The organism is Roseovarius mucosus (genome assembly GCF_002080415.1).
GTDB classification, from domain to species: domain Bacteria; phylum Pseudomonadota; class Alphaproteobacteria; order Rhodobacterales; family Rhodobacteraceae; genus Roseovarius; species Roseovarius mucosus_A.
Genome location: NZ_CP020474.1, coordinates 2,388,949 through 2,412,603 on the forward strand (window position 1 = coordinate 2,388,949; position 23,655 = coordinate 2,412,603).

At 60.9% G+C, this 23,655-nt stretch carries 22 protein-coding genes; 6 read left to right on the forward strand and 16 right to left on the reverse strand.

Annotated elements, in window-relative coordinates; genetic code table 11:
• Positions 1-19: 19 nt before the first annotated feature.
• Both ROSMUCSMR3_RS11400 and ROSMUCSMR3_RS21140 read left to right on the forward strand, forming a co-directional pair.
• The gene (locus ROSMUCSMR3_RS11400; protein WP_081507390.1) at positions 20-1,855 is read left to right on the forward strand and encodes a matrixin family metalloprotease; all 1,836 of its coding nucleotides are present in this window, start codon (positions 20-22) and stop codon (positions 1,853-1,855) included.
• Between the two features lie 143 nt (positions 1,856-1,998).
• Positions 1,999-4,386, forward strand: a complete 2,388-nt coding sequence (locus ROSMUCSMR3_RS21140) for a calcium-binding protein (protein WP_157667293.1) — start codon at positions 1,999-2,001, stop codon at positions 4,384-4,386.
• On the opposite strand, the gene ROSMUCSMR3_RS11410 is transcribed toward ROSMUCSMR3_RS21140, so the two are convergent.
• Positions 4,373-5,239, reverse strand: a complete 867-nt coding sequence (locus ROSMUCSMR3_RS11410) for a sulfotransferase family 2 domain-containing protein (protein WP_081507391.1) — start codon at positions 5,237-5,239, stop codon at positions 4,373-4,375. The two genes, ROSMUCSMR3_RS21140 and ROSMUCSMR3_RS11410, sit on opposite strands and share 14 nt — an antisense overlap.
• 112 nt (positions 5,240-5,351) lie before the next feature.
• Here ROSMUCSMR3_RS11410 and ROSMUCSMR3_RS11415 point away from each other — a divergent pair, with 112 nt between their 5' ends.
• Positions 5,352-6,404 carry a hypothetical protein gene (locus ROSMUCSMR3_RS11415; protein WP_081507392.1) on the forward strand — a complete coding sequence of 351 codons (1,053 nt, stop codon included), beginning with the start codon at positions 5,352-5,354 and terminating at the stop codon, positions 6,402-6,404.
• Here ROSMUCSMR3_RS11415 and ROSMUCSMR3_RS11420 read toward each other — a convergent pair.
• Entirely contained in the window at positions 6,394-7,194 is an 801-nt protein-coding gene (locus ROSMUCSMR3_RS11420) for an ABC transporter permease (protein ID WP_008279690.1), read from the reverse strand. The two genes, ROSMUCSMR3_RS11415 and ROSMUCSMR3_RS11420, sit on opposite strands and share 11 nt — an antisense overlap.
• A 265-nt stretch (positions 7,195-7,459) precedes the next feature.
• On the opposite strand from ROSMUCSMR3_RS11420, the gene ROSMUCSMR3_RS11425 reads away from it, so the two are divergent.
• Together ROSMUCSMR3_RS11425 and ROSMUCSMR3_RS11430 are read left to right on the forward strand one after the other, a co-directional pair.
• Positions 7,460-8,521, forward strand: coding sequence for a sugar transporter (locus ROSMUCSMR3_RS11425; protein WP_237183437.1), 1,062 nt, complete (start codon positions 7,460-7,462; stop codon positions 8,519-8,521).
• Positions 8,522-8,534: 13 nt separating this feature from the next.
• On the forward strand, positions 8,535-9,209 hold the full coding sequence (locus ROSMUCSMR3_RS11430) for an ABC transporter ATP-binding protein (RefSeq protein WP_008279688.1): 675 nt from the start codon (positions 8,535-8,537) through the stop codon (positions 9,207-9,209).
• A 42-nt stretch (positions 9,210-9,251) separates the two neighbouring features.
• Here ROSMUCSMR3_RS11430 and ROSMUCSMR3_RS11435 read toward each other — a convergent pair whose 3' ends face one another.
• From ROSMUCSMR3_RS11435 to ROSMUCSMR3_RS11500, 14 genes are all read right to left on the reverse strand, one after another.
• Entirely contained in the window at positions 9,252-10,091 is an 840-nt protein-coding gene (locus ROSMUCSMR3_RS11435; RefSeq protein WP_081507393.1) for a hypothetical protein, read from the reverse strand.
• A gap of 11 nt (positions 10,092-10,102) precedes the next feature.
• Positions 10,103-12,388, reverse strand: a complete 2,286-nt coding sequence (locus ROSMUCSMR3_RS11440; RefSeq protein ID WP_237183438.1) for a glycosyltransferase — start codon at positions 12,386-12,388, stop codon at positions 10,103-10,105.
• A 130-nt stretch (positions 12,389-12,518) separates the two neighbouring features.
• Positions 12,519-14,342, reverse strand: coding sequence for a glutamine--fructose-6-phosphate transaminase (isomerizing) (gene glmS, locus ROSMUCSMR3_RS11445; RefSeq protein ID WP_081507395.1), 1,824 nt, complete (start codon positions 14,340-14,342; stop codon positions 12,519-12,521).
• Entirely contained in the window at positions 14,342-15,697 is a 1,356-nt protein-coding gene (gene glmU / locus ROSMUCSMR3_RS11450; protein ID WP_081507396.1) for a bifunctional UDP-N-acetylglucosamine diphosphorylase/glucosamine-1-phosphate N-acetyltransferase GlmU, read from the reverse strand. The genes glmS and glmU overlap by 1 nt, the downstream gene beginning before the upstream one ends.
• Before the next feature lie 455 nt (positions 15,698-16,152).
• A complete protein-coding gene (rpmE, locus tag ROSMUCSMR3_RS11455; RefSeq protein ID WP_008279682.1) occupies positions 16,153-16,374 on the reverse strand; it encodes a 50S ribosomal protein L31 in 222 nt (73 codons plus the stop codon).
• Between the two features lie 11 nt (positions 16,375-16,385).
• Complete coding sequence (rplS, locus tag ROSMUCSMR3_RS11460) at positions 16,386-16,769, reverse strand: 50S ribosomal protein L19 (RefSeq protein ID WP_008279681.1); 384 nt, start codon at positions 16,767-16,769, stop codon at positions 16,386-16,388.
• Positions 16,770-17,016: 247 nt separating this feature from the next.
• Positions 17,017-17,820 (reverse strand): tRNA (guanosine(37)-N1)-methyltransferase TrmD, encoded by an 804-nt coding sequence (trmD, locus tag ROSMUCSMR3_RS11465; protein WP_081507397.1) that lies wholly within the window; start codon positions 17,818-17,820, stop codon positions 17,017-17,019.
• Positions 17,817-18,326 carry a ribosome maturation factor RimM gene (gene rimM / locus ROSMUCSMR3_RS11470; RefSeq protein ID WP_081507398.1) on the reverse strand — a complete coding sequence of 170 codons (510 nt, stop codon included), beginning with the start codon at positions 18,324-18,326 and terminating at the stop codon, positions 17,817-17,819. Before rimM ends, trmD begins: the two co-directional genes overlap by 4 nt.
• Before the next feature lie 70 nt (positions 18,327-18,396).
• On the reverse strand, positions 18,397-19,026 hold the full coding sequence (gene bluB, locus ROSMUCSMR3_RS11475; protein ID WP_081507399.1) for a 5,6-dimethylbenzimidazole synthase: 630 nt from the start codon (positions 19,024-19,026) through the stop codon (positions 18,397-18,399).
• An 18-nt stretch (positions 19,027-19,044) separates the two neighbouring features.
• On the reverse strand, positions 19,045-19,422 hold the full coding sequence (gene rpsP / locus ROSMUCSMR3_RS11480; protein ID WP_008279677.1) for a 30S ribosomal protein S16: 378 nt from the start codon (positions 19,420-19,422) through the stop codon (positions 19,045-19,047).
• 49 nt (positions 19,423-19,471) lie between these two features.
• Positions 19,472-19,768, reverse strand: coding sequence for a chorismate mutase (locus ROSMUCSMR3_RS11485; RefSeq protein ID WP_008279676.1), 297 nt, complete (start codon positions 19,766-19,768; stop codon positions 19,472-19,474).
• Positions 19,769-19,802: 34 nt separating this feature from the next.
• A complete protein-coding gene (locus ROSMUCSMR3_RS11490; RefSeq protein WP_081507400.1) occupies positions 19,803-20,366 on the reverse strand; it encodes a GNAT family N-acetyltransferase in 564 nt (187 codons plus the stop codon).
• Positions 20,367-20,439: 73 nt separating this feature from the next.
• Positions 20,440-21,945 carry a signal recognition particle protein gene (ffh, locus tag ROSMUCSMR3_RS11495; RefSeq protein ID WP_081507401.1) on the reverse strand — a complete coding sequence of 502 codons (1,506 nt, stop codon included), beginning with the start codon at positions 21,943-21,945 and terminating at the stop codon, positions 20,440-20,442.
• A gap of 154 nt (positions 21,946-22,099) precedes the next feature.
• The gene (locus ROSMUCSMR3_RS11500) at positions 22,100-22,648 is read right to left on the reverse strand and encodes a hypothetical protein (protein WP_081507402.1); all 549 of its coding nucleotides are present in this window, start codon (positions 22,646-22,648) and stop codon (positions 22,100-22,102) included.
• 121 nt (positions 22,649-22,769) lie between these two features.
• On the opposite strand from ROSMUCSMR3_RS11500, the gene ROSMUCSMR3_RS11505 reads away from it, so the two are divergent.
• Complete coding sequence (locus tag ROSMUCSMR3_RS11505) at positions 22,770-23,651, forward strand: LysR family transcriptional regulator (RefSeq protein WP_008279671.1); 882 nt, start codon at positions 22,770-22,772, stop codon at positions 23,649-23,651.
• The last annotated feature ends 4 nt before the right edge of the window (positions 23,652-23,655 follow it).

The following is a 23,655-nucleotide window of genomic DNA, read 5'->3' on the forward strand; positions in this document are numbered from 1 at the left end:
GGAATCGGAGAACAATGCCATGCCGGAGCTGAGCGGCACAAAATGGGGCTCGCACCTGCTGGGCACGGCAGGTGGCGTCGTGACATGGAGCATCGCGCCCAGTGGTCAGGATATCTATTGGTTCACTGACGAAGATCCCGGCACCAGTTTTTCCGTTGATCCTGCCTCTGTCTACACCTTCGATGTCGAGGCCGCGTTGCGTCTCGCCTTTGCTGAATGGTCGCGCTATGGCGATATCGAATTTTTGCAGGTCCAAGATCCCGGTGGTGCCGCCGGAGGTCAGATAGACCCCGATATTCGTATCTTCTTTGCTCCGATTCCCGGCAATACATTGGGGTTCGCGTTCTTTCCCTCGCCCCTAGAGGTGCCCATCGCCGGAGACATCCTTCTCGATGTGGATGCATCGCTGAATTTCGATGTGCCGCTCTTCGAGGGGCTGGCAATCCACGAAATCGGCCATTCGCTCGGGCTTGAGCATATCGAAACCGTCGCTGCGATCATGAACCCGATCCTGACTCAGCCTGATATTCTCGCCGATGACATCTCCGGTATCCGCCAAATCTATGGGGCGCAGGATGGTGCGGCGGTGGTCTATACTATGCCGACGGGGCTTCGGGATCTGACCTTGCTGCACAATCCCGAAGATTTGACCGTTCTGGGAAACAACTTTGGCAACCGCATTACCGGAACCGATGCGGATGAGACCCTGAATGGGCTGGTGGGCAATGACACCCTCGATGGTGGCGCGGGCGACGACCTGCTGATTGGCGGTGTCGGAAACGACTGGGCCGAGTTCAGCGCAATCGCCCGCTCTGCGGCTGCGTTCAGTGTCGTTGAGAACGGGCTACAGGTGGTCTCGTCTCTTGGCACTGACACGCTGATTGACATCGAATGGATCCAGTTTCTGGACGAGTCGATCCGCGTGGCCGAGGTGATCACAGCGATCAGCGGTCCGATTGGGCTTCAACTGATTGGCAGCGGTCTCTCGGACAGCCTGATGGGCACTGATGACAATGACACCCTCAGTGGGGGTGCTGGCGATGATGTGCTGGCAGGCGGTCTGGGGAATGACTCGCTTGACGGGGGCGATGGCAATGATCGGATTTCTGCCTCCGATGGCAATGACATCGTGTTTGGCGGCCTTGGCAACGACAACATCGGCGGGGGTCAGGGCAATGACACTATCGACGGCGGGGCTGGTGACGACATCATCGGCGGCGGCTTTGGCGCGGATAGCATCACGGGCGGCGCTGGCAATGACGTGATCGCGGGCGGGGCGGACAATGACACCCTGTCTGGCGGCGATGGCAATGACAGCGTGTCCGGCAGCTTTGGCAATGACAGCATTGATGGCGGTGAGGGCGCGGATGATATCGGTGGCGGCACCGGTCAGGACACCATCAACGCAGGCGCGGGCGATGACCGGGTTGGCGGCGGCGAGGGCAATGACAGCATCTTTGGCGGCGACGGCGATGACTTCCTCGCTGGTGGCGGGCGTAACGATGTGATCGACGGCGGCGCGGGCAATGACACGATCAACGCGGGCGCTGGAAATGACACGATCACTGGCGGTGCGGATGCCGATTTGTTCGTCTTTTCGTCCTTCTTTGACGGCGAGGCGGATGTCATCACCGATTTCGAAGACGGCATCGACAGCTTCCTGATCCGCCGCTTTGATCCCGATACCGGCGTTGAAAACATCAACAACGGCGGCAATGGTCTGGCGGGCTTTGTTGCTGCGATGAACATCGTTGACACCGCCTTGGGCGCGCAAATGACGGTGGGCGGTAACACCATCCTCGTCGAAGGCATCTCCGCCGCGCAACTCACAGTGGATGATTTCACCTTTATCTGAGTGATGACCCGACTTTGGGCATCACCGATTTCCCTTTAACTTTCGGTAAATGCCGCAAGGCTGCCATGATTTGTTAAGCGCATGGCAGCCTTGCTTTGCCACCTTGGGTCTTGCGTGGGGACGCGGGAAACGGGTGGATATACATGGCAGTCAGGCTGACGCATGTCGGGACGAATCGTGCGGCGAATTTCGAGGTCGCGCGTGCGGTGGTGGCGATCACGCCCTTGCCGGACGGGGGGTTTATACTGGCCGACTTCGCCGCCGGTCAAAGCCGCGTGGTGCGCGCCACCGCCGCCGGTCCACTGCTTGAAGCGCCGTGGTTTCACGAGGCAACGCCACGCATCGCCGTGACGGTCGGCGATATGCAGGGCGCGTTGCCACCGCTGCTCTTGTCCGATCTGCGCGTGGCTTGGGATGCCGGATTGCGCAGCGCTGTGCCGGGGTTTCTGGGCCAAGGCGGGGTGCAGCCGCAGGCCGCAACCCTGCTTGCTGCGCGGCTTGCGGGGCGCGATGTTGTGATTGCTGCCGCCGCTGATGGTCAGGGTTTGTCCGTCCTGTCGTTTGGTCCGGATCAAAGCATCGCGGCGGTGACGACCATGATGGACAGCGACAGCCACTATCTGCGCGCCATTTCCGACATCGCGGTCATCGAGCGGCCCGGTGAAGTGCTTGTCTTTGCCGCCTCTGCGCAAGAGAGTGGCATAACGGTCCTGCGCCTCTTGGAAGAGGGCGGGCTAGAGCCTGTTGCCAGCCTTGGGCGCAATGACAGCCTGCCGGTCCAGACGATCACGGCGCTTGCCCCGGCAGACATCGCCGGGCGTGCGTTTCTGATTGTCGCTGCGGCGGACAGTTCCAGCCTGACCGTGCTTCGCGTCGGTGACGCGGGCACGCTTGATGTCGCGGATCACCTTATCGACGGGCTTGCGACCCGGTTCGCCGGGGTATCGCATCTCGAAGTGGTGTCCGTAGACGGGCATGTTTTCCTGCTGGTCGCAGGCCGGGATGCGGGGCTTAGCCTTTTGCGCCTGACCGCCGAGGGGCGGCTCTTGCATATTGATACGCTCGCGGATGAGGTGGCCTTTGCCCTCAACGGTGTCTCAGGCCTTGCGGCACAGGTCCGGGCGGGCGGGATCGACATTCTGGTCACTGCGGCGGGCGAGGCGGGGCTAAGCCTCTTTCGTGTCGATCTTGGTCCTTTGGGGCTGGTCTTGCACGGCAATGCTGCACGGATCGAAGGCGGCATGCGCGATGACCTCTTGTCGCGCAGCGGCGGCAATGGGGTGCTTGACGGCGCAGAGGGGGACGATACGCTCAGCGATGGTCCCGGCGCGGATACGCTTGTGGGCGGCACGGGGGCCGATGTCTTTGTCCTGCGGGCCGATGGGCAACGCGATGTCATTGCCGATTTCACCTTGGGTGAGGATCGGCTCGACCTCTCGCTCTGGCCAATGCTGCGCAATCTTGGGCAGTTGGCGTTTACTCCGACAGCTACGGGGGCCCTTTTGCGCTTTGGGCTTGAAGAGGTGGACTTGCGCAATGCCGCAGGCGGGGCCTTTGTTGCCACGGATCTGCCCGGTCTGCTTTTGCCATTGGTCTCGCATTTCGACGTAGTTCTGGGGCCGCTGCAGGTGGCACCCCCTTCGGTGCGCCTGCCTCCCTTGCCGCTGCCCCCGCCTGTTCTGCCCGAGGTCGCCGCCCTCCTGCGGGTGGGGGGCGCGGGCGATGACCTGCTTGAGGGCGGACCCGAGGACGACACGCTTGCAGGCAATGCGGGCAATGACACGTTGCGCGGTAATGCGGGCAACGACCGTCTGGCTGGGGGTGATGGGCGTGATCAGATCGACGGTGGCGCAGGCCATGACAATATCGGGGGTGGTCTGGGGGCAGACCGGCTCTACGGGCAGGCGGGGGATGACACGATCGGCGGCGGCGCGGGGGACGATATGCTCTTTGGCGGCAACGGTGCCGATATCCTGAGTGGCGGGCCGGGCAATGACCTGCTTGAGGGCGGGGCGGGCAATGACCGCCTTGCCGGTAGCTTTGATCACGACACGGTGCGCGGCGGTCTTGGCGATGACCGCATCGGCGGCGGTCCGGGGCGCGACCTGCTCGACGGCGGTGAGGGCAATGATGAGCTTGGCGGTGGCGAGGCCGACGATACCGTGTTGGGCGGTGCCGGGGATGATTTTCTGGCCGGTGGTGGCCGGAACGACCTGCTTGATGGCGGCACCGGCAACGATACGCTGAACGCTGGCGCAGGCCATGACCGGCTGATCGGTGGCGAGGGGGCCGATATCTTTGTCTTCAACGATTTCACGGCTGGCGAGCGCGACGTGATTGTAGATTTTCAATTCGGAGAGGATCGCATCCGTCTGACCGGCATCGAGGGGCAGGGGCCAACAGGCCGCTTTCTCGCGCTCGACATTCAAGACACCGACGCAGGCGCTGTCCTGCGCTATGCGGGCCATGAGATATTGCTCGAAGACGTGACGGCATCCAGCCTTTCACGTGACGATTTCATCTTCCTGTAAGGCGGCCCAAGGCTGGGAAAGTGCGGTTTAAAACACCCACCCATCCGCTGCCATGAAAGCCATCCCTCGGATCTAGCGGATAGTCGAGGGTTCTGAAATCAATGTCATAAATGCTTTGAATTGTCGCCAGCGTTTCGGGAGTGATGAAATTGTCATAATTGAAATTCATCTCGCTCAGCGCGCGGGCAGGCAGATTGCCCAGATACCCCGCGACCGGGCTTTCGGGCAGGCGGGTGCGATTCAGCACGCGCGGTGTATAGTTCAGCCCCAGCTTTCGCGCGACCCGGGGCAATTCCACGTCCAACCGCTCGACATGCACGACAAAATCATAATGGATGCCGACCTCTTTGTAGAACGCAGGCACCTGCGTTTCCCAATGCCCGTTGATCAGGTTCTCAGGGCGTGGTCGGCTTGCATGCAGATGCGCGACCGTGTCCAGAAACGCCTCAAAGGACATGCTGTTATCGTGGGGGTCGGCACCGGTGCGCGCGCAGTAGAGGTCATGCAACTCCTGAGCAAAAGGCTCCAGATCCGCACGACAGAGCAATTGCCGGCCGCGATAGATGCAGAATTTGTTGAAATAGGCGCTGATGATCCGTGTCACCGGATGCCGAACCAGAATCACCGAGCGATAGTTGCGCGCCGATAGCGCCTCGGCGCAGCCACGAAAAGGGGCGCTGTTGGTGTGGAAGTACTGCTTGCGGGCCGGGCGTGACGGCATGTTATCGGCCAAAAAGTTGAACAGCGTGGTACAGGCCGCCTTTTGCGACCAAAAGAACACCGTTTTGCTGTCATCATGAATATAGCCGCGCCAGCCCATGCGCTCCGCCTTTGGCCAAGGGTCGTCCCCCATGGCTTAATGCGCGGGGCCTGCCTTGGCAACGCGCGGGTGGGGTTTTTGCGCCTTGTCTCGCGTGGCATGGGTCTCTAGGTTGCGCCAGACCGATTGGAGGGCTTCGTTCATCATGGCCAAGCGCCTTTTTCTGCATGTCGGGATGCCAAAATGCGCGACGACGTCGATTCAGGCCTATCTCGCGGCTCATGCAGACGATCTGGCCGCGCGCGGCCTGAATTATACATTCGCACCCGGAGAGCAAATTCCAGAGCAGGGTAATGCCAGCCATCTGGCCAATGCCCTCATCACGGGCGACACGCGGCGCGGCTGGGAACTGCTGGATTACTTTCTGCGGCCCGAGGGCAATGTGATCCTCAGTTCCGAGTATCTTTTTGGGGTCTCGCGCGGGGCCGTCGCGGAAGAGTTGATTGCGCGCATCCGTCAGGCCGGTTTCGACGTCTGCGTGATCTGTTATTTCCGCCGACAAGATCTGTGGATCGAATCCGACTACAAGCAGCATGTCAAAAGCGGTGCAGACTGGCGTCGGGGAATCGTGGCCCTTCTGAACGAGCGGGTCGAAAAACAGGTGCTCAACTACAACGCGATGCTGATGAACTGGGCGCGCTTCGTGGGGCATGACAATGTGCTCGCGGTGCCCTTGCGACCAGAGCAGGGGCCTGACTATGCGGTGCGCCGCTTTCTTGAAGCGCTCGATGTTGCGGATATGCTGCCGCAGGGGTCTGCCGGTCCAAAGCATCACAATGTCAGCCCGCCGACCGGCCTGATAGAGCCTGCGCGCTATCTCAAACGTGCGATGCTGGATCGGGGCGTATCACTATCGCTGGTCCAGCAAGAGGTGGATCGCTTCTTTGACGTGGCCCCACGGCTGGTCCGCGTACCTCAGCGCCGGTTCCTGCTGACCCATATTCGTCGGCAACGCTTGTTGCGAAATTGCGAGACCTCGAATGCCGCGCTCGCACGCAATTTTCTCGGGGGCATACCAGCCTTTGACATGGTGCCAGAGGAGGACGCGCCAAGCGAAATTCCGCTAGGCGCAGAGGCGGCCGGCATCCTTGCAGCCTATCACGTGGACAGCCAAAATAACCTGCGCGCGCGCGGGACCATCGAGCGTGGATTGGGTCTGCTCAAGCGCTCTGTGACGGCACTGCGCGTCAGAAATTGATGATATCCCGGTGATACCGGCGGAGCAGCAGTAGACCAAGCGCCAGTGTTATGCCCGATACGGCCATCACGAACACCGAAGAGACATAGGTGGCGTCATAGGTGCTGTAGATGCCCTTGCGCACCAGCCCGATAGGATGGATCAGCGGATTCCACCACATCCAATCCCGATAGGGCAGCGGGACGGTATCGAAGAGAAAAATCACACCGGAAATGATCAAAAGGGGGCGGTTCAACACAGCCCAAGCCCGTTCCCAGATTGGAAACACCGACAACAAAAAGCAGTTGAGCGTGCCAACCCCGGCCCCAAGCGCAAAGGTAAGCGTATAGCCCCACGCAATAGCCCTCATGTCGACGATAACATTGAGATCATAAACAATGATAATCAGAGGCAACAGGATCACCGCGATCATGATGCTGGTTATGACGTTCAGAATGAACCGCGCAATCAGGGCATCGGTGTAGGTCACACCGGGATAGAACAACAACTGCTTGGAAAAGCGCAGCGAGACCGACATTTTATTGCTGATGTCCATATAGGCCATGAACGGCAGAATGCCGGTTGCAAAGAACAAGGGAAAATTGGTGCCGAGACTTGGGCTTTTGAATCCTAGGGAAAAGATGAAGGTCAGAAGGAAAATTCCTGCCACCGGCTCAAGCACCGCCCATAGGTATCCAAGCGCCGAACGCCCATAGGTCGCCGACATCTCGCGCAGCATCAACGCAATCACGGTCTGAACGGTGCCCGTGCGCTTGCGCGGCAGGGCCGGGGCAAAGGTTACATTTGTCATCTTGACGGATGGTGTATCACCCTGTCCTTTGATAGAAAATCCCCATCCGACAGATGTGATCGGACAACAACAGACCAAAGAGCAAGATTTGAACCAGTCCAATTCTCCTGCGGAAAAAGCGGCTCAACCCTCTGAACAGGGTGCCGCCCCCAAGACTGGGCCGGGTCCGAACGTGGTTCAGGCCCCTTCCGCCAAGACGTCCTTGCGTCCGCCTGCAAGGCCGGCGGGAATTCGCACGCGGCATGTTCTCATTGCCCTCAGCTTTGTGATTTGGGTGATTCTGCCAGTCGTAGTGTCGGGCGGGTATCTCTACACAGTCGCACGTGACCAATACGCAAGCCATGTCGGCTTTTCGGTGCGCACAGAGGAAATCGGTTCTGCCATCGAGCTCTTGGGCGGCATCACCGAATTGTCGGGGTCCAGCTCTTCGGACACGGATATTCTCTACGAATTCATCCAGAGCCCGCAAATCGTGCGCGCCGTCCACGATCAACTTGATATGGCACGGATTTACCAGCGCTCCGGCGATCCGGTTTTCACGCTCGGCGACGATACAAGGATCGAGGCGTTGCTGTCCTATTGGCAGCGCATGGTCAAGATTTTCTATGACCGCAGCAGTGGTCTTGTGGAAATCCGCGTGCTCGCCTTTGAGCCGCAAGATGCCAGAGCCGTGGCAGAGGTTGTGTTTGCCGAGAGCAGCAACATGATCAACCAGCTGTCGGCCATCGCCCGCGCCGACGCCATGCGCTACGCCGAAGAAGAACTGGCGCGCGCCGAGGATCGGCTCAAAGTATCCAACCGGTCGCTCACCAGTTTCCGCAACCGGACACAGATCGTCGATCCGGCGGCCGATGTTCAGGGGCAAATGGGTCTGCTGAATTCGCTCAGCGCACAGATGGCTGAGGCACAAATCGAGCTCGAGCTTTTGCTCGATAATGCCAACGAAAGCGACCCGCGCGTCAATCAGGCCAACCGCAAGATTGCGGCGATCCAGAAACTGATCAACGAAGAGCGGTCGGCTTTCGGTGGCGCTTCTGGTGTGTCCGGGGTTCAGCAGTATTCCGAATTGATCGAAGAGTATCAGGCTCTCGAACTCGAGCGGCAATTCGCCGAAAAGAGCTATCTTTCTGCGCTTGCCGCGCGCGACGTTGCCTTGGCCGAAGCGCAGCGGCAATCGCGCTATCTGGCCACCCATATTTCCCCGACCTTGGCCGAAACCGCCGAGTATCCACAGCGCGAATTGCTGTTGCTGATGATCTCAGGCTTCCTGCTCTTGTCTTGGTCGGTCCTGGTGATGGTCTATTACTCCCTGCGCGACAGGCGCTGAGCGGACACGTCCGATGATCGAGATACGCAACCTGTGCAAGACCTTCGTGCTCAACGGGCGGCGCAAGGTGGTTGCTGACAACATTTCCGCGGTTTTCCCGGATCGCACGGCGGTGGCCATTCTCGGTCGTAATGGTGCGGGCAAGTCGAGCCTGCTCAAGATGTTGTCGGGGTCCATGGACCCCGACAGCGGAGAGGTGATCAGCACCGGCACGATTTCTTGGCCAGTGGGCTTTGCCGGTAGCTTCCATCCTGAGATGACCGGGCTACAGAATGTCCGCTTCATTGCCCGGGTATATGGCGTCGATACTGCGGAACTTGTCGATTTCGTCGCTGATTTCGCGGGGCTGGGCCAGCATTTCAACTTGCCGGTGCGCACCTATTCCTCGGGCATGCGCTCGCGCCTCGCGTTTGGGGTGTCGATGGGCATCCACTTTGAAACCTATCTCGTGGACGAGGTGACAGCGGTCGGCGATGCTGCCTTTCGTGAAAAATCCGAATTGCTTTTTGCTGAGCGGATCACGCAGAGCGGGGCGATCATGGTGACGCATAACATGGGGCAGGTTAAACGCCTCTGCTCGCTTGCCGGTGTGCTCGAGGATGGGCATCTCAGCCTTTATGACGATGTCGACGCGGCCATCGCGCACCATCAGGAATTGATGAAAAGCGACAAGGCGGCTTCGGGCTGATTATGCCCTGACCGCGCAAACGTTTCTGTTACACCGGCGTTTTCAGGCGTCCGTGTCACGGGGCACGGGGGCGCGGTTGTCAAAGCCGAATTGCGCCAGAAGAGCCTCGTTATGCGGTCTAAACTGCTCTTCCAGCCAAGCGACCCGTTCTGGATTGCGGCCCATATCCGGTTCCTGCGTGTGGTGAAACGCATTAAGAAACATTTGCTTAATGTCGTCATCAGCACAGGCCGGATCCAGCATGGATGCCGCGATGATATCGCAGTCCTGCATCCTTAAAGAGGGGTTGGTCTCGTGATGCGGAACGTCCCAGACCATATCTTGAGGCTGGCCCAGAACGGTATCGAGAACAGATTTGATGTTGCGATGGCTGTCCAGAATGATCGGCAGCTCGGGAAACAGCTTGCTCCAATTCGTCAGATAGGCGGCGGGCTTCATCGTGTCGATCCGACGTTTGGCAAAGGTCTCGAAATCGCGGCCCCCATAAGGTTTGCGCTCTGCCAGAAAGGTATCGAAAAACTGCTTCATGAATTGCGAATAGTCACCAAACACGAAATCACTGAATGGGCGCAGGAAGACCAGCAGTTGCACAGCAATCCCGGCCTTTTTGGTGATCTCGGCAAGCGCAGTGCCCCGCTTTGACAGCGAATAGAGATCCTCATGACTCAGCACCACCGTATGCGCCCCCTCTGCGAACATGGCGTCGATCTCGGCTTGGCTGATCTCTGCCAGATGCGCAGCATTGCCCGGATGCGAGCCCTCAGGCGCAGGATAGTGAATGCCCTGCCGCAAGAGCGTCTCAGAATTCTGCACCATCACGCGCTGGAGGTAGGTCGAGCCACATTTGGGCGAGCCGATGTGCAGAATGATCTTTTGTGCCATGGTGCAGATATCTAGATTCGTGCAAGCTGTGTGGCAAGCCGATTGGCAAGATCGTCGATCATGTCTTCGGGATGACTGCCTAGATCGCGCAGATCAATCTCGCGTTCAGATTGGCTCACGGGTGCTGCGTGCCATGCGAGGCCAAGTGCGTCGGCCAAATCCGGTGCCGTGGCAGGCACCGACAGGATGGCAGGGCTCAACCGGCTCAGGTCCTTTGGGCCAAATCCATTGGTCACAACCCGTACCCCGGCCGCAGCCATTTCCAGCGGTGGATGGCTGGGATGAGGCGAATACATCAGCGACAATCCCACATCGACGGTACCTAAATAGTCGGGATAATCTTCCCAAGGCAACTTACCGAGGCTCCGCAAAATATGCCCGCCCGGCAGGGCGACATCACTGTGATGCTGGCCGATGGATACAAGCTCGATATCCTCAGGGCCCAAATTCTCTTTGCTGACAAACCGCGCAAGCGCCTCGATTGCGGTGGCATACATATTGCGCGGCACATCTGGCCGCCCATAGAGCGCCAGACGGCGCGGCCCCTTGCCCGCTGCTCGGCGCGCAACATGGCTATAGCGTTCAATGTCGATCGACGGGTGAAACGCCAGAACATCCCCGGTGGCAAAGCCGAACCCCTGCTCGGAAAACCAGTCGCGCAACAGGGTGGTGTTGAACACCGGCTCGAAATCAAAGTGATAGCTGGCCATGGCATCGGCGAATTCCGGGCCCCAGGCATAGAAATGCGGCTCGTAATCCTGAATGAGATAGAGAAACCGGGTTTGCGCCATCTCATGCCGCCGGATCAACCTTTCGGCGACATGCGCGCTCCACCATGCCGTGGCCATGAACATATCCCCGGAATGGAGCGGTAGGGTTTCGTTCTGCACGCCGCAGAGCAGGCTGATGCGCGCGGCTGTCGCTTCCCGGTCCTGCCCCTGCCCAAGGCGCCCCAAAAAAAGCTGCGTGGTGCCCGGAGAGGACATCGGGAGATCGGTGGCAATGAAGCGCACAGGATAACCCCGCACCGCAAGACCCAGCCCGATGTCCAACGCTGTGGCGATCCCGGCAAAGATTTCCGTAGGATTGAGCGTTGGCACCAGAATGTTCAGCGCGGCATGGGGTGCCGAGAACTCCGGCACAAAGCGCGGTTCCTTGCGCAGATCAACAATGCTCTCGTGCTTGACCGGTGGCTTTGCCGGTGCTGTCAGGTTGCGCGGCGGTCGCGGTGACATCCCCGGCGAGAGCGAATAAAGCCGTGTGTCAAATCCGTCGATCGCGCTCTTGAGGCCTGGCCCAAACGCTTCCCGCAGCGTCCAGACGGCACGGCCGATACTGACCACGGCAAATCCCGCTGCGATCCGTGCTAACCCCGCATGCCCCTGCAGGCCCAACACAACCGCATCGCGCAAATGTGTCCCCATGCCGCGCATCCGCCGCAGATAGGGGCGCAGCGGCGCGGTTTTGGCCTCGCCATGGCTCAGGCTGCCATCGGTAACGGCATCGCTCAGCCGGTTATAGGTCGATTGCCCAAGGTATCGCGCCAGCGCATAGGCAGTCGCCTCCTTGCGCATCCACATGGCATCGGGGCGCTTCCAGCGCGGTCCTCGGGGCTGGGTGCGGTCAATCGCGCCCATCACATTGCTCTGATGCTGGCGATAATCAACCAAGGGCGTGTCGATCAGATGCACGCCGCCCGTTGCCGCGGCCAACAGGCCAAGCCAGAGGTCATGGTAAAAATGCACCCCGCTTTGCGGCGGAAAGGGTAGCGCCAACCGCACCAGCCGGGGCCGCATCAGCGTGGTCATGCCAGTGATGTTATTGCGATAGAGCAGGCCGCGCAGACCGGGGTTTTTCTTGCGCCGCTCAAAGGCGAACATCGAGCGGTGCAGCACGGTTGTGCCATCCGGCCCGACGAGGCGCGCATCGCTATGCACAAGATCGGCACCGCTTTTGACCAGGGCTGCAACGCCGCGCTCCAGACGATCCGCATGCCAGATGTCATCCTGATCGCAAAGGGCGATGAGCGCTGCGTCTTCGCCCAGTCCCTCGGCGTCGATCAGGCGTAGCGCCTCGCTTAGCCCCGCCTCAAAGGCGCGCACAGAATCTAGCGCGACATCGCCGGAAACCATCGTCAGCGGCAGGCCCGGTGCTACAGCCATCGCCGTCTCGAGGACCAGATCCTTGGAACAGGTGTCCGCGATAACGGCCACCAAATGACAGTCGGTATGAGTCTGCGCCACAAGCGACTGGATCTGCGCCGCCAGATACTCAGGCTCCGGCTGAAATACAGCCATTATGATGAAAATGCGCGGCGTCATCATGTCCTGAGTGATCGAAATAGTCTCTGCGCTCTAACCGAGCCCTCCTGCCAATGCAAGCTGCGCACGTCCGACATGGGTGGTTCGGCTTGCCTTACCTCTCTTGTCATTCGACCGTAACAGATTTTGCAAGGTTTCTGGGCTGATCCACATCGGTCCCTTTGGCCACGGCGGTGTGATAGGCGATCAACTGTGCGGGCAGGGCATAGAGGATGGGTGCCAGAATGGGATCGGTATCGGGCAGGGTGATGGTCTGCCACACGCAATCGCCTGCCTGCGTCACACCCCGCGCATCCGACACCAGAAGGATACGACCGCCGCGCGCCATAACCTCTTGCATGTTGGAAACGGTCTTGTCGAACAGCGCATCGCAGGGTGCCATAACAACCACCGGCATCGTCTCGTCGATCAGCGCAATTGGTCCATGCTTCAACTCGCCCGAGGCATAGGCCTCGGCATGAATATAACTGATTTCCTTGAGCTTCAGCGCACCCTCCAGCGCCAGTGGATACATCAATCCACGCCCGAGAAACAGCGCACTAGGTGCAGTCGCAAGCTGGCGCGCGATGGCTCTGATCTGTTCGTTGCGCTCCATCGCGGTATTGAACGTGGCGGGCAAGGCGCGCAGCCCGGACAAGAGATCCGCCAGACGTTCCGCCCCGACATGGCCCCGGTCCTGGGCCGCCTTGAGCGCCAAAAGCAGGAGCACGGTCAACTGACAGGTAAAGGCCTTGGTCGAGGCCACGCCAATCTCGGCCCCGGCATGAATCGATAGCGCCAGATCGCTTTCGCGGGCGATGGAACTCTCGGGCACATTGACCACGGACACGATTTTTGCCGCGCGCCCCTGCATATAGCGCAGTGCTGCCAGCGTATCGGCGGTCTCGCCGGATTGGCTGACAAAGAGCGCGGTTGTGCCGGGGCTCACGGGCGGCTCACGATAGCGGAACTCAGAGGCGATATCGACCTCGACCGGCAGGCGTGCCAATTGTTCGAACCAGTATTTCGCAGTGAGACAGGCGTAATAGGCGGTACCGCAGGCCACCAGCGTCAGCCGCTCCACTTTTGCAAAGTCCGGCACGCCTTCTGGCAGGGTCAGGCAGGTTCCATCGCTGCTCAGGTAATGCCCAAGCGCCGCGCCGATCACCGAAGGTTGTTCGGCGATTTCCTTGGCCATGAAATGCCTGTGCCCGGCCTTGTCAACGCGGGCGGCCTCGATCTCGATGGTCTTGATCGGGCGGTTGGCCAGATGGCCATTGACGTCTGTGATCACAAGGCTGTCGCGCGTTACGACGGCAATGTCACCCTCTTCCAGATAGGTGATCCGGTCGGTCATCGGGGCCAGAGCGATGGCGTCTGAGCCCACGAACATCTCACCGTCGCCATGGCCCACGGCCAACGGGCTGCCGCGTCGCGCCGCGACCAAAAGATCAGCCTCGCCTTCAAACAGAAAACAAAGCGCATAGGCCCCCTCTAGCCTCGCGATTGTGGCGCGTGCCGCTTCGACCGGGCCCATGCCCTGCTGCATGAAATGATGCGCAAGAAGGGCCACGGTCTCGGTGTCGGTTTCAGTCTCATGGGCGATACCATGCGAGGCCAGTTCTGCCCGCAGCGCCCGGAAATTCTCGATAATGCCATTATGCACCACGGCCACCGGGCCAGAACGGTGCGGATGCGCATTGGCCTCGGTGGGTGCGCCATGTGTGGCCCAGCGGGTATGGCCAATCCCCGCCTTGCCCGCCAAGGGATGATGGACCAGCAGATCGGCCAGATTCACCAGCTTGCCCACCGCGCGGCGGCGATCTAGGCGCCCGTCGTTGATCGTGGCGATCCCGGCGCTGTCATAGCCGCGATATTCCAGCCGCTTGAGCGCTTCAACCAGCAGCGGTGCCGCCTCGTGATCCCCCAGAACTCCGACAATCCCACACATCAGTTTGATCCTTTGTCGCGTTTTCCGGCGCGTGCTTTCAACATATCGAACAGCTTGCGCGCGCGCCCCGGCATGTCCACCTGCGGTGCGCGTGCAATGGCCAGCGCGTCCGGGGCCACATCGCGCGTAATCACCGATCCCGAGCCGGTCATCGCCCCGTCCCCCAGTGTCACCGGGGCCACCAGCATCGTGTTCGAGCCCACGAAAACCCGCGCACCGATCACCGTTTCATGCTTGCTTACACCGTCGTAATTGCAGGTGATGGTGCCCGCGCCGATATTGCTCTCGTCGCCTACACGCGCATCGCCGATGTAGCTCAGGTGATTGACCTTGGCCCCCTCGCCGATCAGCGCATTCTTCACCTCAACGAAATTGCCAATGCGGGCATGTTCCGCCAATTCGGTGCCGGGGCGCAGGCGGGCATAGGGGCCCACCACCGCGCCACGCGCAACATGACAGCCCTCAAGATGTGAAAAGGCGCGGATATGCGCGCCCGTCTCGACCGTGACGCCGGGGCCAAAGACCACATAAGGCTCGACCAGACTATCGCGGCCCAGCCATGTGTCATAGGCAAACTGCACCGTATCGGGCGCGACAAGCGTCACGCCGGTTTCCAGCGCCTCTGCCCGTTTGCGCGTCTGAAACGCGGCCTCGGCCCGTGCGAGTTCGGCGCGGGAATTGATGCCCATCGTCTCGGCCTCGTCGCAGGTGACAACGGTTGCCGATAACCCCCGCGCCCGCGCCAGACCCACGATGTCGGTCAGGTAATACTCGCCCGCCGCATTCGCATTGCCCACCTCTGAAATCAGATCGAAAAGTAGCGCTGCCGGTGCCAGAACCACGCCGCTATTGCAGAGCGTGATCGCGCGCTCGGCCTCGGTCGCATCCTTGAATTCGACAATTTTAACAAGGTCTTGTCCCTGCATCACCAACCGGCCATAGCGGCCCGGATCAGCCGCCTTGAACCCCAGCACAACAATGTCATGGGCGCTGCGCGCCGCTTGCATCCGTTCCAGCGTTTCAGGCTGAACAAAGGGTGTGTCGCCATAGAGCACCAGCGCATCGCCCGGATAATCCACCAGACGCGGCGCGGCTTGCGCCACCGCATGCGCGGTGCCCAGTTGCTCGGACTGGATCACGATCTCTGCGGTCTCGTCAAAGTCATGGGCCGCTGCACGCACCGCCTCGGCCCCGTGCCCGGCCACCACGATCACTTGATCTGGCTCCAGCGTCGCACCCGCCTGCATGGCATGCCCTAGCATCGGCGCGCCGCCGATAGGATGCAGCACTTTGGGAAGGTCGGAATTCATCCGCGTCCCCTGACCTGCTGCCAATATGATCAGTGCCGTCGCCATTGTGCGCCCTTTGCCCGTATGCCTGTCCGTTTTATCCGGTTGCGGCACAGGTGCAAGGGTGGGGGCTGGCTCAGCTAAAAATCGCCAAGATTATCGACAATTTTAACCTCTCCTTCACGCCAACCGGGTGCTGTAGTCCTGCTGCAACCCATTGCAGCGCAAGGAGGTGAGGAAACTGAGAGAACCCGACTTTCGGAAATGGATGGTTTTACTTGCAGCGGGCACGCTGCTCGTTGGGATCATCCGGCTCTTGATGGGGATCTAACCCCCTGAAAGAAAAGACCCTGCGGAGTAGCAGCTCCGCAGGGTCACGTTTTCGGTGAGGACACTGAAAACCGATTTTCGGATGTCCTGCTTATACCCCAATCCTTACCAAAAAGTAAAGCTGCGCCGGTGCCCCATGCAAAACGCCGCCCCAAAGGGCGGCGTTTGTCGTATCCGGCTGGAAACAGGGTTTAGAACCCGAGGCCAGCGTATTTGTTCTTGAACTTGGACACACGGCCACCGGCATCCATCAGACGCGAGCTGCCACCGGTCCAGGCGGGGTGCACCGTGGGGTCGATGTCAAGCGACAGCGTGTCGCCCTCTTTGCCATAGGTCGAGCGCATCTGAACGATGGTGCCGTCGGTCATCTTGACGTCGATGACGTGATAATCGGGGTGGATGTCTTTTTTCATCGTACCAATCCTTACGCGGAAGCGCCCGATTGGGCCTTGTAGTTGGAATCCTCTGCAATACGCGCAGACTTGCCGCGACGCGAGCGCAGGTAATACAGCTTGGCGCGACGTACGCGACCACGGCGAACAACCTCGATGTTGTCGATGTTGGTCGAATAGAGCGGGAACATACGTTCCACACCTTCGCCAAAGGAAATCTTGCGGACTGTGAATGAACCGGCGATGCCCTTGCCATTCTTCCGGCTGATGCAGACGCCTTCAAAGTTCTGAACGCGGCTACGGGTGCCTTCGGTCACTTTGTAACCGACGCGGATCGTGTCGCCGGCTTTGAAATCGGGAATGGTCTTCCCGAGGGCGGCAATCTGTTCCGCCTCCAACTGAGCGATAATATCCATCGCTTCTCTCCTGATTTGCTTGCGGTTTTTCCCGCAAAGATGTCTCGCGTCCTCAGAGCTCTTGGTCTTCTTCCGGGTCCGCAGATGCGCCCGCCAGAGTTCAGGTCGTCCTTGTCTGTGATCCGTTTGCCGGGGCTGCCGCAGGCGACCGAAGAAAGTCTGGCGGGAGATTTAGCCAATAACAAACGCACCCGGAGCCGCAACCGATTCCAAGCAAGGCGGTGTATAGGCGCAAGCGTGGGCTGGATCAAGCCTTGTCAGGATGGGTTCTGCGGTGTTTTTCCCACAGATCGGGGCGTCGTTCGGCGGTCAGCCGCTCGGACATCGCGCGCCGCCATTCCGCCACCTTGGCGTGATCGCCAGAGGTCAATACCTCGGGGATGACCCGGCCCATCCATTCGGCGGGGCGGGTATAGTGCGGATGCTCCAGCAACCCGTTGGAATGACTTTCTTCTTCCGTGCTCTCGGCATTGCCCAGAACACCGGGCAACAGGCGCACACAGGCGTCGATCATCGCCTGCGCGGCTATTTCACCGCCGGTCATTACGAAATCGCCCAAGGACACCTCTTGGATGCCATAATGCTCGATCACGCGCTCATCCAGCCCCTCGAACCGGCCACAAATAAGGGTGACACCGGGGCGTTGCGACAGGTCTTGTGCCATGGCCTGATCAAACCTACGACCACGCGGGCTCAGGTAAATCAGCGGCCAGCCGGGCGGGGTGCCCGCCATCACCTCGTCAATCGCACGCCCCATCACATCGGCGCGGATCACCATGCCCGCGCCACCCCCGGCGGGCGTATCATCGACATTGCGATGTTTGCCCTCGCCATAGGGGCGCAAGTCAATGGCATCGAGCGCCCAGAGACCGTTTTGCAGCGCACGTCCTGTCAGGCTCTCGCCCAACACACCGGGAAAGGCTTGTGGGACAAGGGTAATCACCCGCGCTGTCCAAACCCCCGCCAGTTCCGGCGTGGGCGTGATCAATTCACGCGGGGTCATGGTGGCACGGATGGATTTGCGCCCGTGCGAGCGGGGTGTGCCGCTCATATCAGGCCTTCGGGCGGATCGGCGATGATGCGCCCTGCGGCCAGATCGACGGTCGGCACCGCTTCGGTGGTAAAGGGCAACAGGATGGTTGCAGACATCCCCGGCGCATGGATTTCCAGAATGTCGGACGCGCCGTGGTTGAGCACGGCCTTGACCCGCCCCAATACCGCGCCGCCGGTGTCATACACCTCAAGCCCGATCAGATCAGCGTGATAGAACTCATCATCCGGCAGATTGGGCAATTGCGCGCGCAGCGCATAGAGCCGAATGCCGCGCAGCGCATCGGCGGCCTCTTTGGTGCTGATGCCAGAAAGTTGCGCGGTCAAACCGTTGGTGGTCTGGCCCGTCAGGGTCACGTCAAAGGCGCGTGCGCCATCCTCGGTGCTCAGCGGGCTATAGGCCGCGATGTCTTCGGGCATGGCGGTAAAGCTCTTGAGCCGCACCTCGCCACGCACGCCGAATGCGCCGCCGATGGCGCCTACGCAAATGCGGTCACTGTCGCTCATGGGGTTGTCTCCGGTTGTGCGGATAGGGGGATGATCCGCTCAATTCCCTTGATGCGCAACAGGGTCATGCTCAGCGCACCTCGGTTGGCAGGGTGGGACGGCGGGTTTCCCATCCGGCCAGCTCTAATTCGGGTGTGTCGCTCGCGGTCTCGGGCCAGCCGACGCACAGATAGGCCACCAGCGCCCAGTCAGCGGGCACTTCAAGATCGCGCGACAACTGCTCAGGATCGAGGATCGACACCCAACCCACGCCCAGGCCCTGCGCGCGCGCCGCCAGCCAGAAATGCGTGATCGCGCCCACCACCGAATAGCGGCGCATCTCTGGCATGGTGCCCGCCCCCAGACCCGCGCCCTTGTCGGTTGCCTCTTCGCAATAAATCGCCAGTTGCACCGGGGCGTCTTGCATCCCCGATAGCTTCAAGCCCGCGTAAACGCGCGCCTTGTCGCTCTCATAGCCCGCCAACGCCTGCGCATTGGCTGTGGTGAAATTCTCTAGCGCCGCAGCGCGCGCGCCGGGCGATTGCACCCGGATCACGCGCCATGGTTCGCTCAGCCCCACAGAGGGCGATAGAAGAAAGGTGTCGAGGCAGTCTTGCAAGACAGCCTCTTCCACCGCGTCCCGGCGAAAGCGGCGCACATCGCGCCGCCATCGCATGAGATCGCGCAGACCGGTCTGGAAGTCCTTGGAAAATTGCGACATTCCAGCGCCTTTCCAGTCTTATTCCTCGGCGGCTGCCTCTTCGGCAGGGGCGTTGGCGGCCTCGGCCTTGGCGGCTTTCTCGGCAGCGCGCTCTTGCGCTTTCTTGCCCGGAACGGCCTTTTTCAGGTTGGCACGCTCTTTCTTGGCAACAATACCTGCGGCTTCCAGCATGCGGCTGATGCGGTCGGTCGGCTGTGCGCCCTGTGCCAGCCAGTGCTGAACGCGCTCGATGTCCATCTTGACGCGATCTTCGCTGTCTTTCGGCAGGAGCGGGTTATAGGTGCCCAGCTTCTCGATAAAGCGGCCATCGCGCGGCATGCGGCTGTCGGCCGCGACGATGCGGTAGAAAGGACGCTTTTTGCTGCCACCACGGGCGAGACGGATTTTCATGGCCATTTGATATTCTCCTTATAATGGCGTGGGTTTGGCGGGGCTCAGGCCCACCTTACGATTGGTGCTTCTGGTGATGTCGGATCACCTCGGCGATGATGAAGTTCAGAAACTCCTTGGCAAAGGCGGGGTCGAGATCAGCCGCTTTTGCCAATTCTTCGAGCCGTTCGATCTGTTGCGCCTCGCGCGCGGGATCGGACGGGGGAAGGTCGTATTCAGCCTTGAGTTTCCCCACGGCCTGCGTGTGCTTGAAACGCTCGGCCAGCGTAAAGACGAGGATCGCGTCGAGCCGATCAATGCTTTGGCGATGCTCCTTGAGAAGCTGCGCGGCAAGGGCGGTTGCGTCAGTCATGCGAGACTCCGGCGGCTGAAAGAAAAAGCGTGGGTCATGCGTAGGCCTCAACCGAGCCGTCATCATCGCGGCCAGAGGCGGCATCGGGTCCGGGGTGGCGATAAAGCAGGTCGCGGCCCATGTGGATGTTGTCATATTCCCGCTCGAACCACGCGCCCAGCCGTTCGGCCAGCGCGACAGAGCGGGTATTGCCCGGCACGATATTCGAGGTCAGCGTATCAAAGCCCAGATCTTCATAGGCATAGCGGCGCGCGCGCGCGGCCGCCTCATAGGCGATGCCTCGCCCCTCGAACCCGGCATAGAGCGCCCAGCCCAATTCCGGTTCGGGCCAGCCTTCGGGGTTCCAGATGCCCGCGATCCCTGCGGTCTCGCCGGTGTCCTTCATCTCGATGGTGAAATACCCATAGCCGTGGATATGCCAATGCCCGACGTTGAGCGCGAACCACCGCCACGCCTCGCCCCGGTTGGGTGATGACCCAAAGCCCTCGGACCGGTCGCGGTCGAGCAGAAAGGTGATGGTGGGCTCAAGATCCCGCGGCTCCGGCCCGCGCAGGATGAGGCGCGGGGTTTCCAGCACGGGGGCCTGGGTGAGGGTCATGGCCGGGCCCCCCTCTGGCGAGGTGCCGGTTGCTGGGTCGGATATGAGTATTTATGCCAAGAAGAAGCCATGGTCACTTCTTCTTGCCAAAGCCAGAGAGGCCGGGGGGCAGGCCCATGCCGCCGCCGAGGCCCGGCAATTTGCCACCCATACCGCCGGGCAGCTTGCCGCCCAATGCCTTGGCCGCTTCTTCCATGGCCTGCGGGTCGTTCATATCGGGCATGCCGCCCTTGCCAAACATGCCTTTCATCGCCTGTTTCAGCATGCCGCCTTTGCCCATCTTGCCCATTTTCTTCATCATATCCGCCATCTGGCGGTGCATCTTGAGCAGCTTGTTGAGGTCAGACACATCCATGCCCGATCCGGCAGCGATCCGTTTTTTGCGGCTGGCCTGAAGCAGCGCAGGATTGGCGCGCTCTTTCTTGGTCATCGACTGGATCATGGCGATCTGGCGGGTGAGCATCTTGTCGTCAAACCCGGCATCTTCGACCTGTTTGGCCATCTTGCCCATGCCGGGCATCATGCCCATCAGCCCCTGCATGCCACCCATCTTTTGCATCTGCTCAAGCTGACCCTTGAGGTCGTTCATGTTGAACTGACCCTTGGCCATGCGGCGCATCATCTTTTCGGCCTCAGCCGCCTCGATGGTCTCCTGTGCCTTTTCCACAAGGGCCACGATATCGCCCATGCCCAGAATGCGGCCTGCGATACGGTCCGGCTCAAAGGTTTCGAGCGCATCCATCTTTTCGCCAAGGCCGACAAAGCGAATGGGCTTGCCGGTAATCGCGCGCATCGAGAGCGCCGCACCGCCGCGCCCGTCCCCGTCCATCCGGGTAAGAACAACGCCGGTCACGCCGATCTTGTCGTCAAACTCGGTGGCGACGTTGACGGCATCCTGACCAGTCAGGCCATCGACCACGAGCAGGGTTTCGCGGGGGTTGGCCACATCCCGCACCGCCGCCGCCTGCGCGATCAACTCTGCGTCGATATGCAGCCGCCCTGCGGTGTCGAGCATGTAGACATCATAGCCGCCCAAGGCCGCTTGGGTCTTGGCGCGTTTGGCGATCTGAACCGGGTCTTCGCCCTTGACGATGGGCAGGGTATCGACGCCAATCTGTTTGCCCAGAATGGCCAGTTGTTCCATCGCCGCCGGGCGGTTGGTGTCAAGCGAGGCCATCAGCACCCGCTTGCCTTCGCGGTCCTTCAGCCGCTTGGCCAGTTTGGCGGTGGTGGTGGTCTTCCCCGAGCCTTGCAGACCGACCATCAGAATCGGCGCAGGCGGGTTGTCGATCTTGAGCGCGCCGGGATCGCCTTCGCCGCGCAATGTCTCGACCAGCGCGTCATGTACGATCTTTACGACCTGCTGGCCGGGGGTCACGGATTTGGTAACAGCCTGCCCAGTGGCGCGGCTCTCAACCGTCTTGATGAAATCACGCGCGACGGGCAGGGAAACGTCGGCCTCCAGCAGGGCGACACGCACCTCGCGCAGGGCGGTTTTCACATCCTCTTCAGACAGCGACCCCTGTTTGGTCAGCCGGTCAAAGACACCGGAGAGGCGTTCGGATAGATTTTCAAACATCGCTCAGGCTCCTTTGCCGGTTGCTGCCATGTCACCCCATATAGGGGCAACGGTTCAAACGATAAACGCCCCCGTGGGCGCAACGCGCTGACGGGGGGCGATCCCGACACAGGGCCGGGACCGGAAGCATGGGCCTCCGGGATTGCGTGGGCGTTTAGCGCGCGGGTGGGGCAGAGTCAAGCATGGGGTCAGGACCGCGCAACTCGGCCAACCAGTGATTGATCGCGCGCACCACCTCCGCCGAGGCGCGGCTGCTGTCATAGATCTCGGTGATCGGATGCAAGAGCGGCGCGCCGCCCGCCCCATCCCGCAGAACAAGCGTGGGGCGATGCACGGGGCGGCGCACGCGCGACGGATCGGTGCTTGTCTCGCCGCCCGATAGCGTGCTCTCGCCCGTGGCTCGGATCACGTCCGAGAGGTCAAAGACCGTCTCGCGGTGACGCAGGATGGTTCGGCTGCGCAAAATCGCGGTGCCCGCGCGCGCATCCAAGATCACTTGCAGACGTTCAACAAAAATACACACACCTGCAAAGCCCAACCCGCCGCCGCCGATCAAAAAGACCAGCCCGCCAACAAGGGTCTGCGGCATAACCAAAAGGCCGACACCTGCAAACAAAACTGTGAACAGGCCCAGCATGATCGCCATGAACCAAGGCATGTCCTCGATCATCAAAAGATCTGGGCTGCTGTGCGTGACTTTCATCGGTTGGCCGCTGCTGTGAGAGACGCGTACAGGCTACGCGCATTACGGGTGATTGCAACCGCCGCGTCGCCGCCGCATAGTTGCTAGGCGAACGGGATAGCTGGGCAGGGTGATCGGCGTGATGGAGAATTGGGACGAGGTGCGGACCGCCTATAATGTGGCGCGGATCGGCACCGTGAGCGGCGCGGCCGAGGTGCTGGGCGTGCATCATGCCACCGTTATCCGCCACATCGACGCGCTCGAAGAGAGGCTGGGCGTCAAGCTCTTTCAGCGCCATGCGCGGGGCTATACCCCGACCGAGGCGGGCGAAGACCTGTTGCGCGTGGCGCAGGCAACCGATGACCAGTTCAATCAGTTGGCCGGGCGGATCAAGGGGCAGGGCAACGATGTCTCGGGCGAGTTGGTCGTGACCTCGGTTGGCGGGCTCAGCCATCTGCTTGTGCCGGTGCTGGCCGCGTTTCAAGAGATGTATCCGGCATTGGTGGTGCGTTATTTGACCGGCGACCGCCTGTTTCGGCTCGAATACGGCGAGGCGCATGTTGCGATCCGGGCAGGCGCTGTGCCGGATCAGCCCGATAACGTGGTACAGCCGTTCTTTCAGCAACAGTTCACGCTTTATGCCAGTGAAAGCTACGTCGCGCGCCATGGCCTGCCCAAAGGGCCCGAGGATCTGCCGCATCACCGCTTTGTCGGCGCGGATGATCCCAAGACACGCGCGCCGTTCCTGCGCTGGTTGCAGGACAATGTGCCGGGCGAGGCAATCGTGTTTCGCTCGGGCGATGTGCATGCACAACGCAACGCCATCCTAGCCGGGGCCGGGATCGGGTTCACCTCAGTCTTGCAGGCCGCAGAAATGCCGGGGCTTATCCAGGTGACGCCGCCCCGTCCTGAATGGGCGGCCCCCCTTTGGCTGGTCACTCATATGGACCTGCACCGCACTACCAAAGTGCAAGCGTTCCTGAACCATCTCAAAGAGCGCGCGGCGGCATGGCCAGTGACGTGAGCGC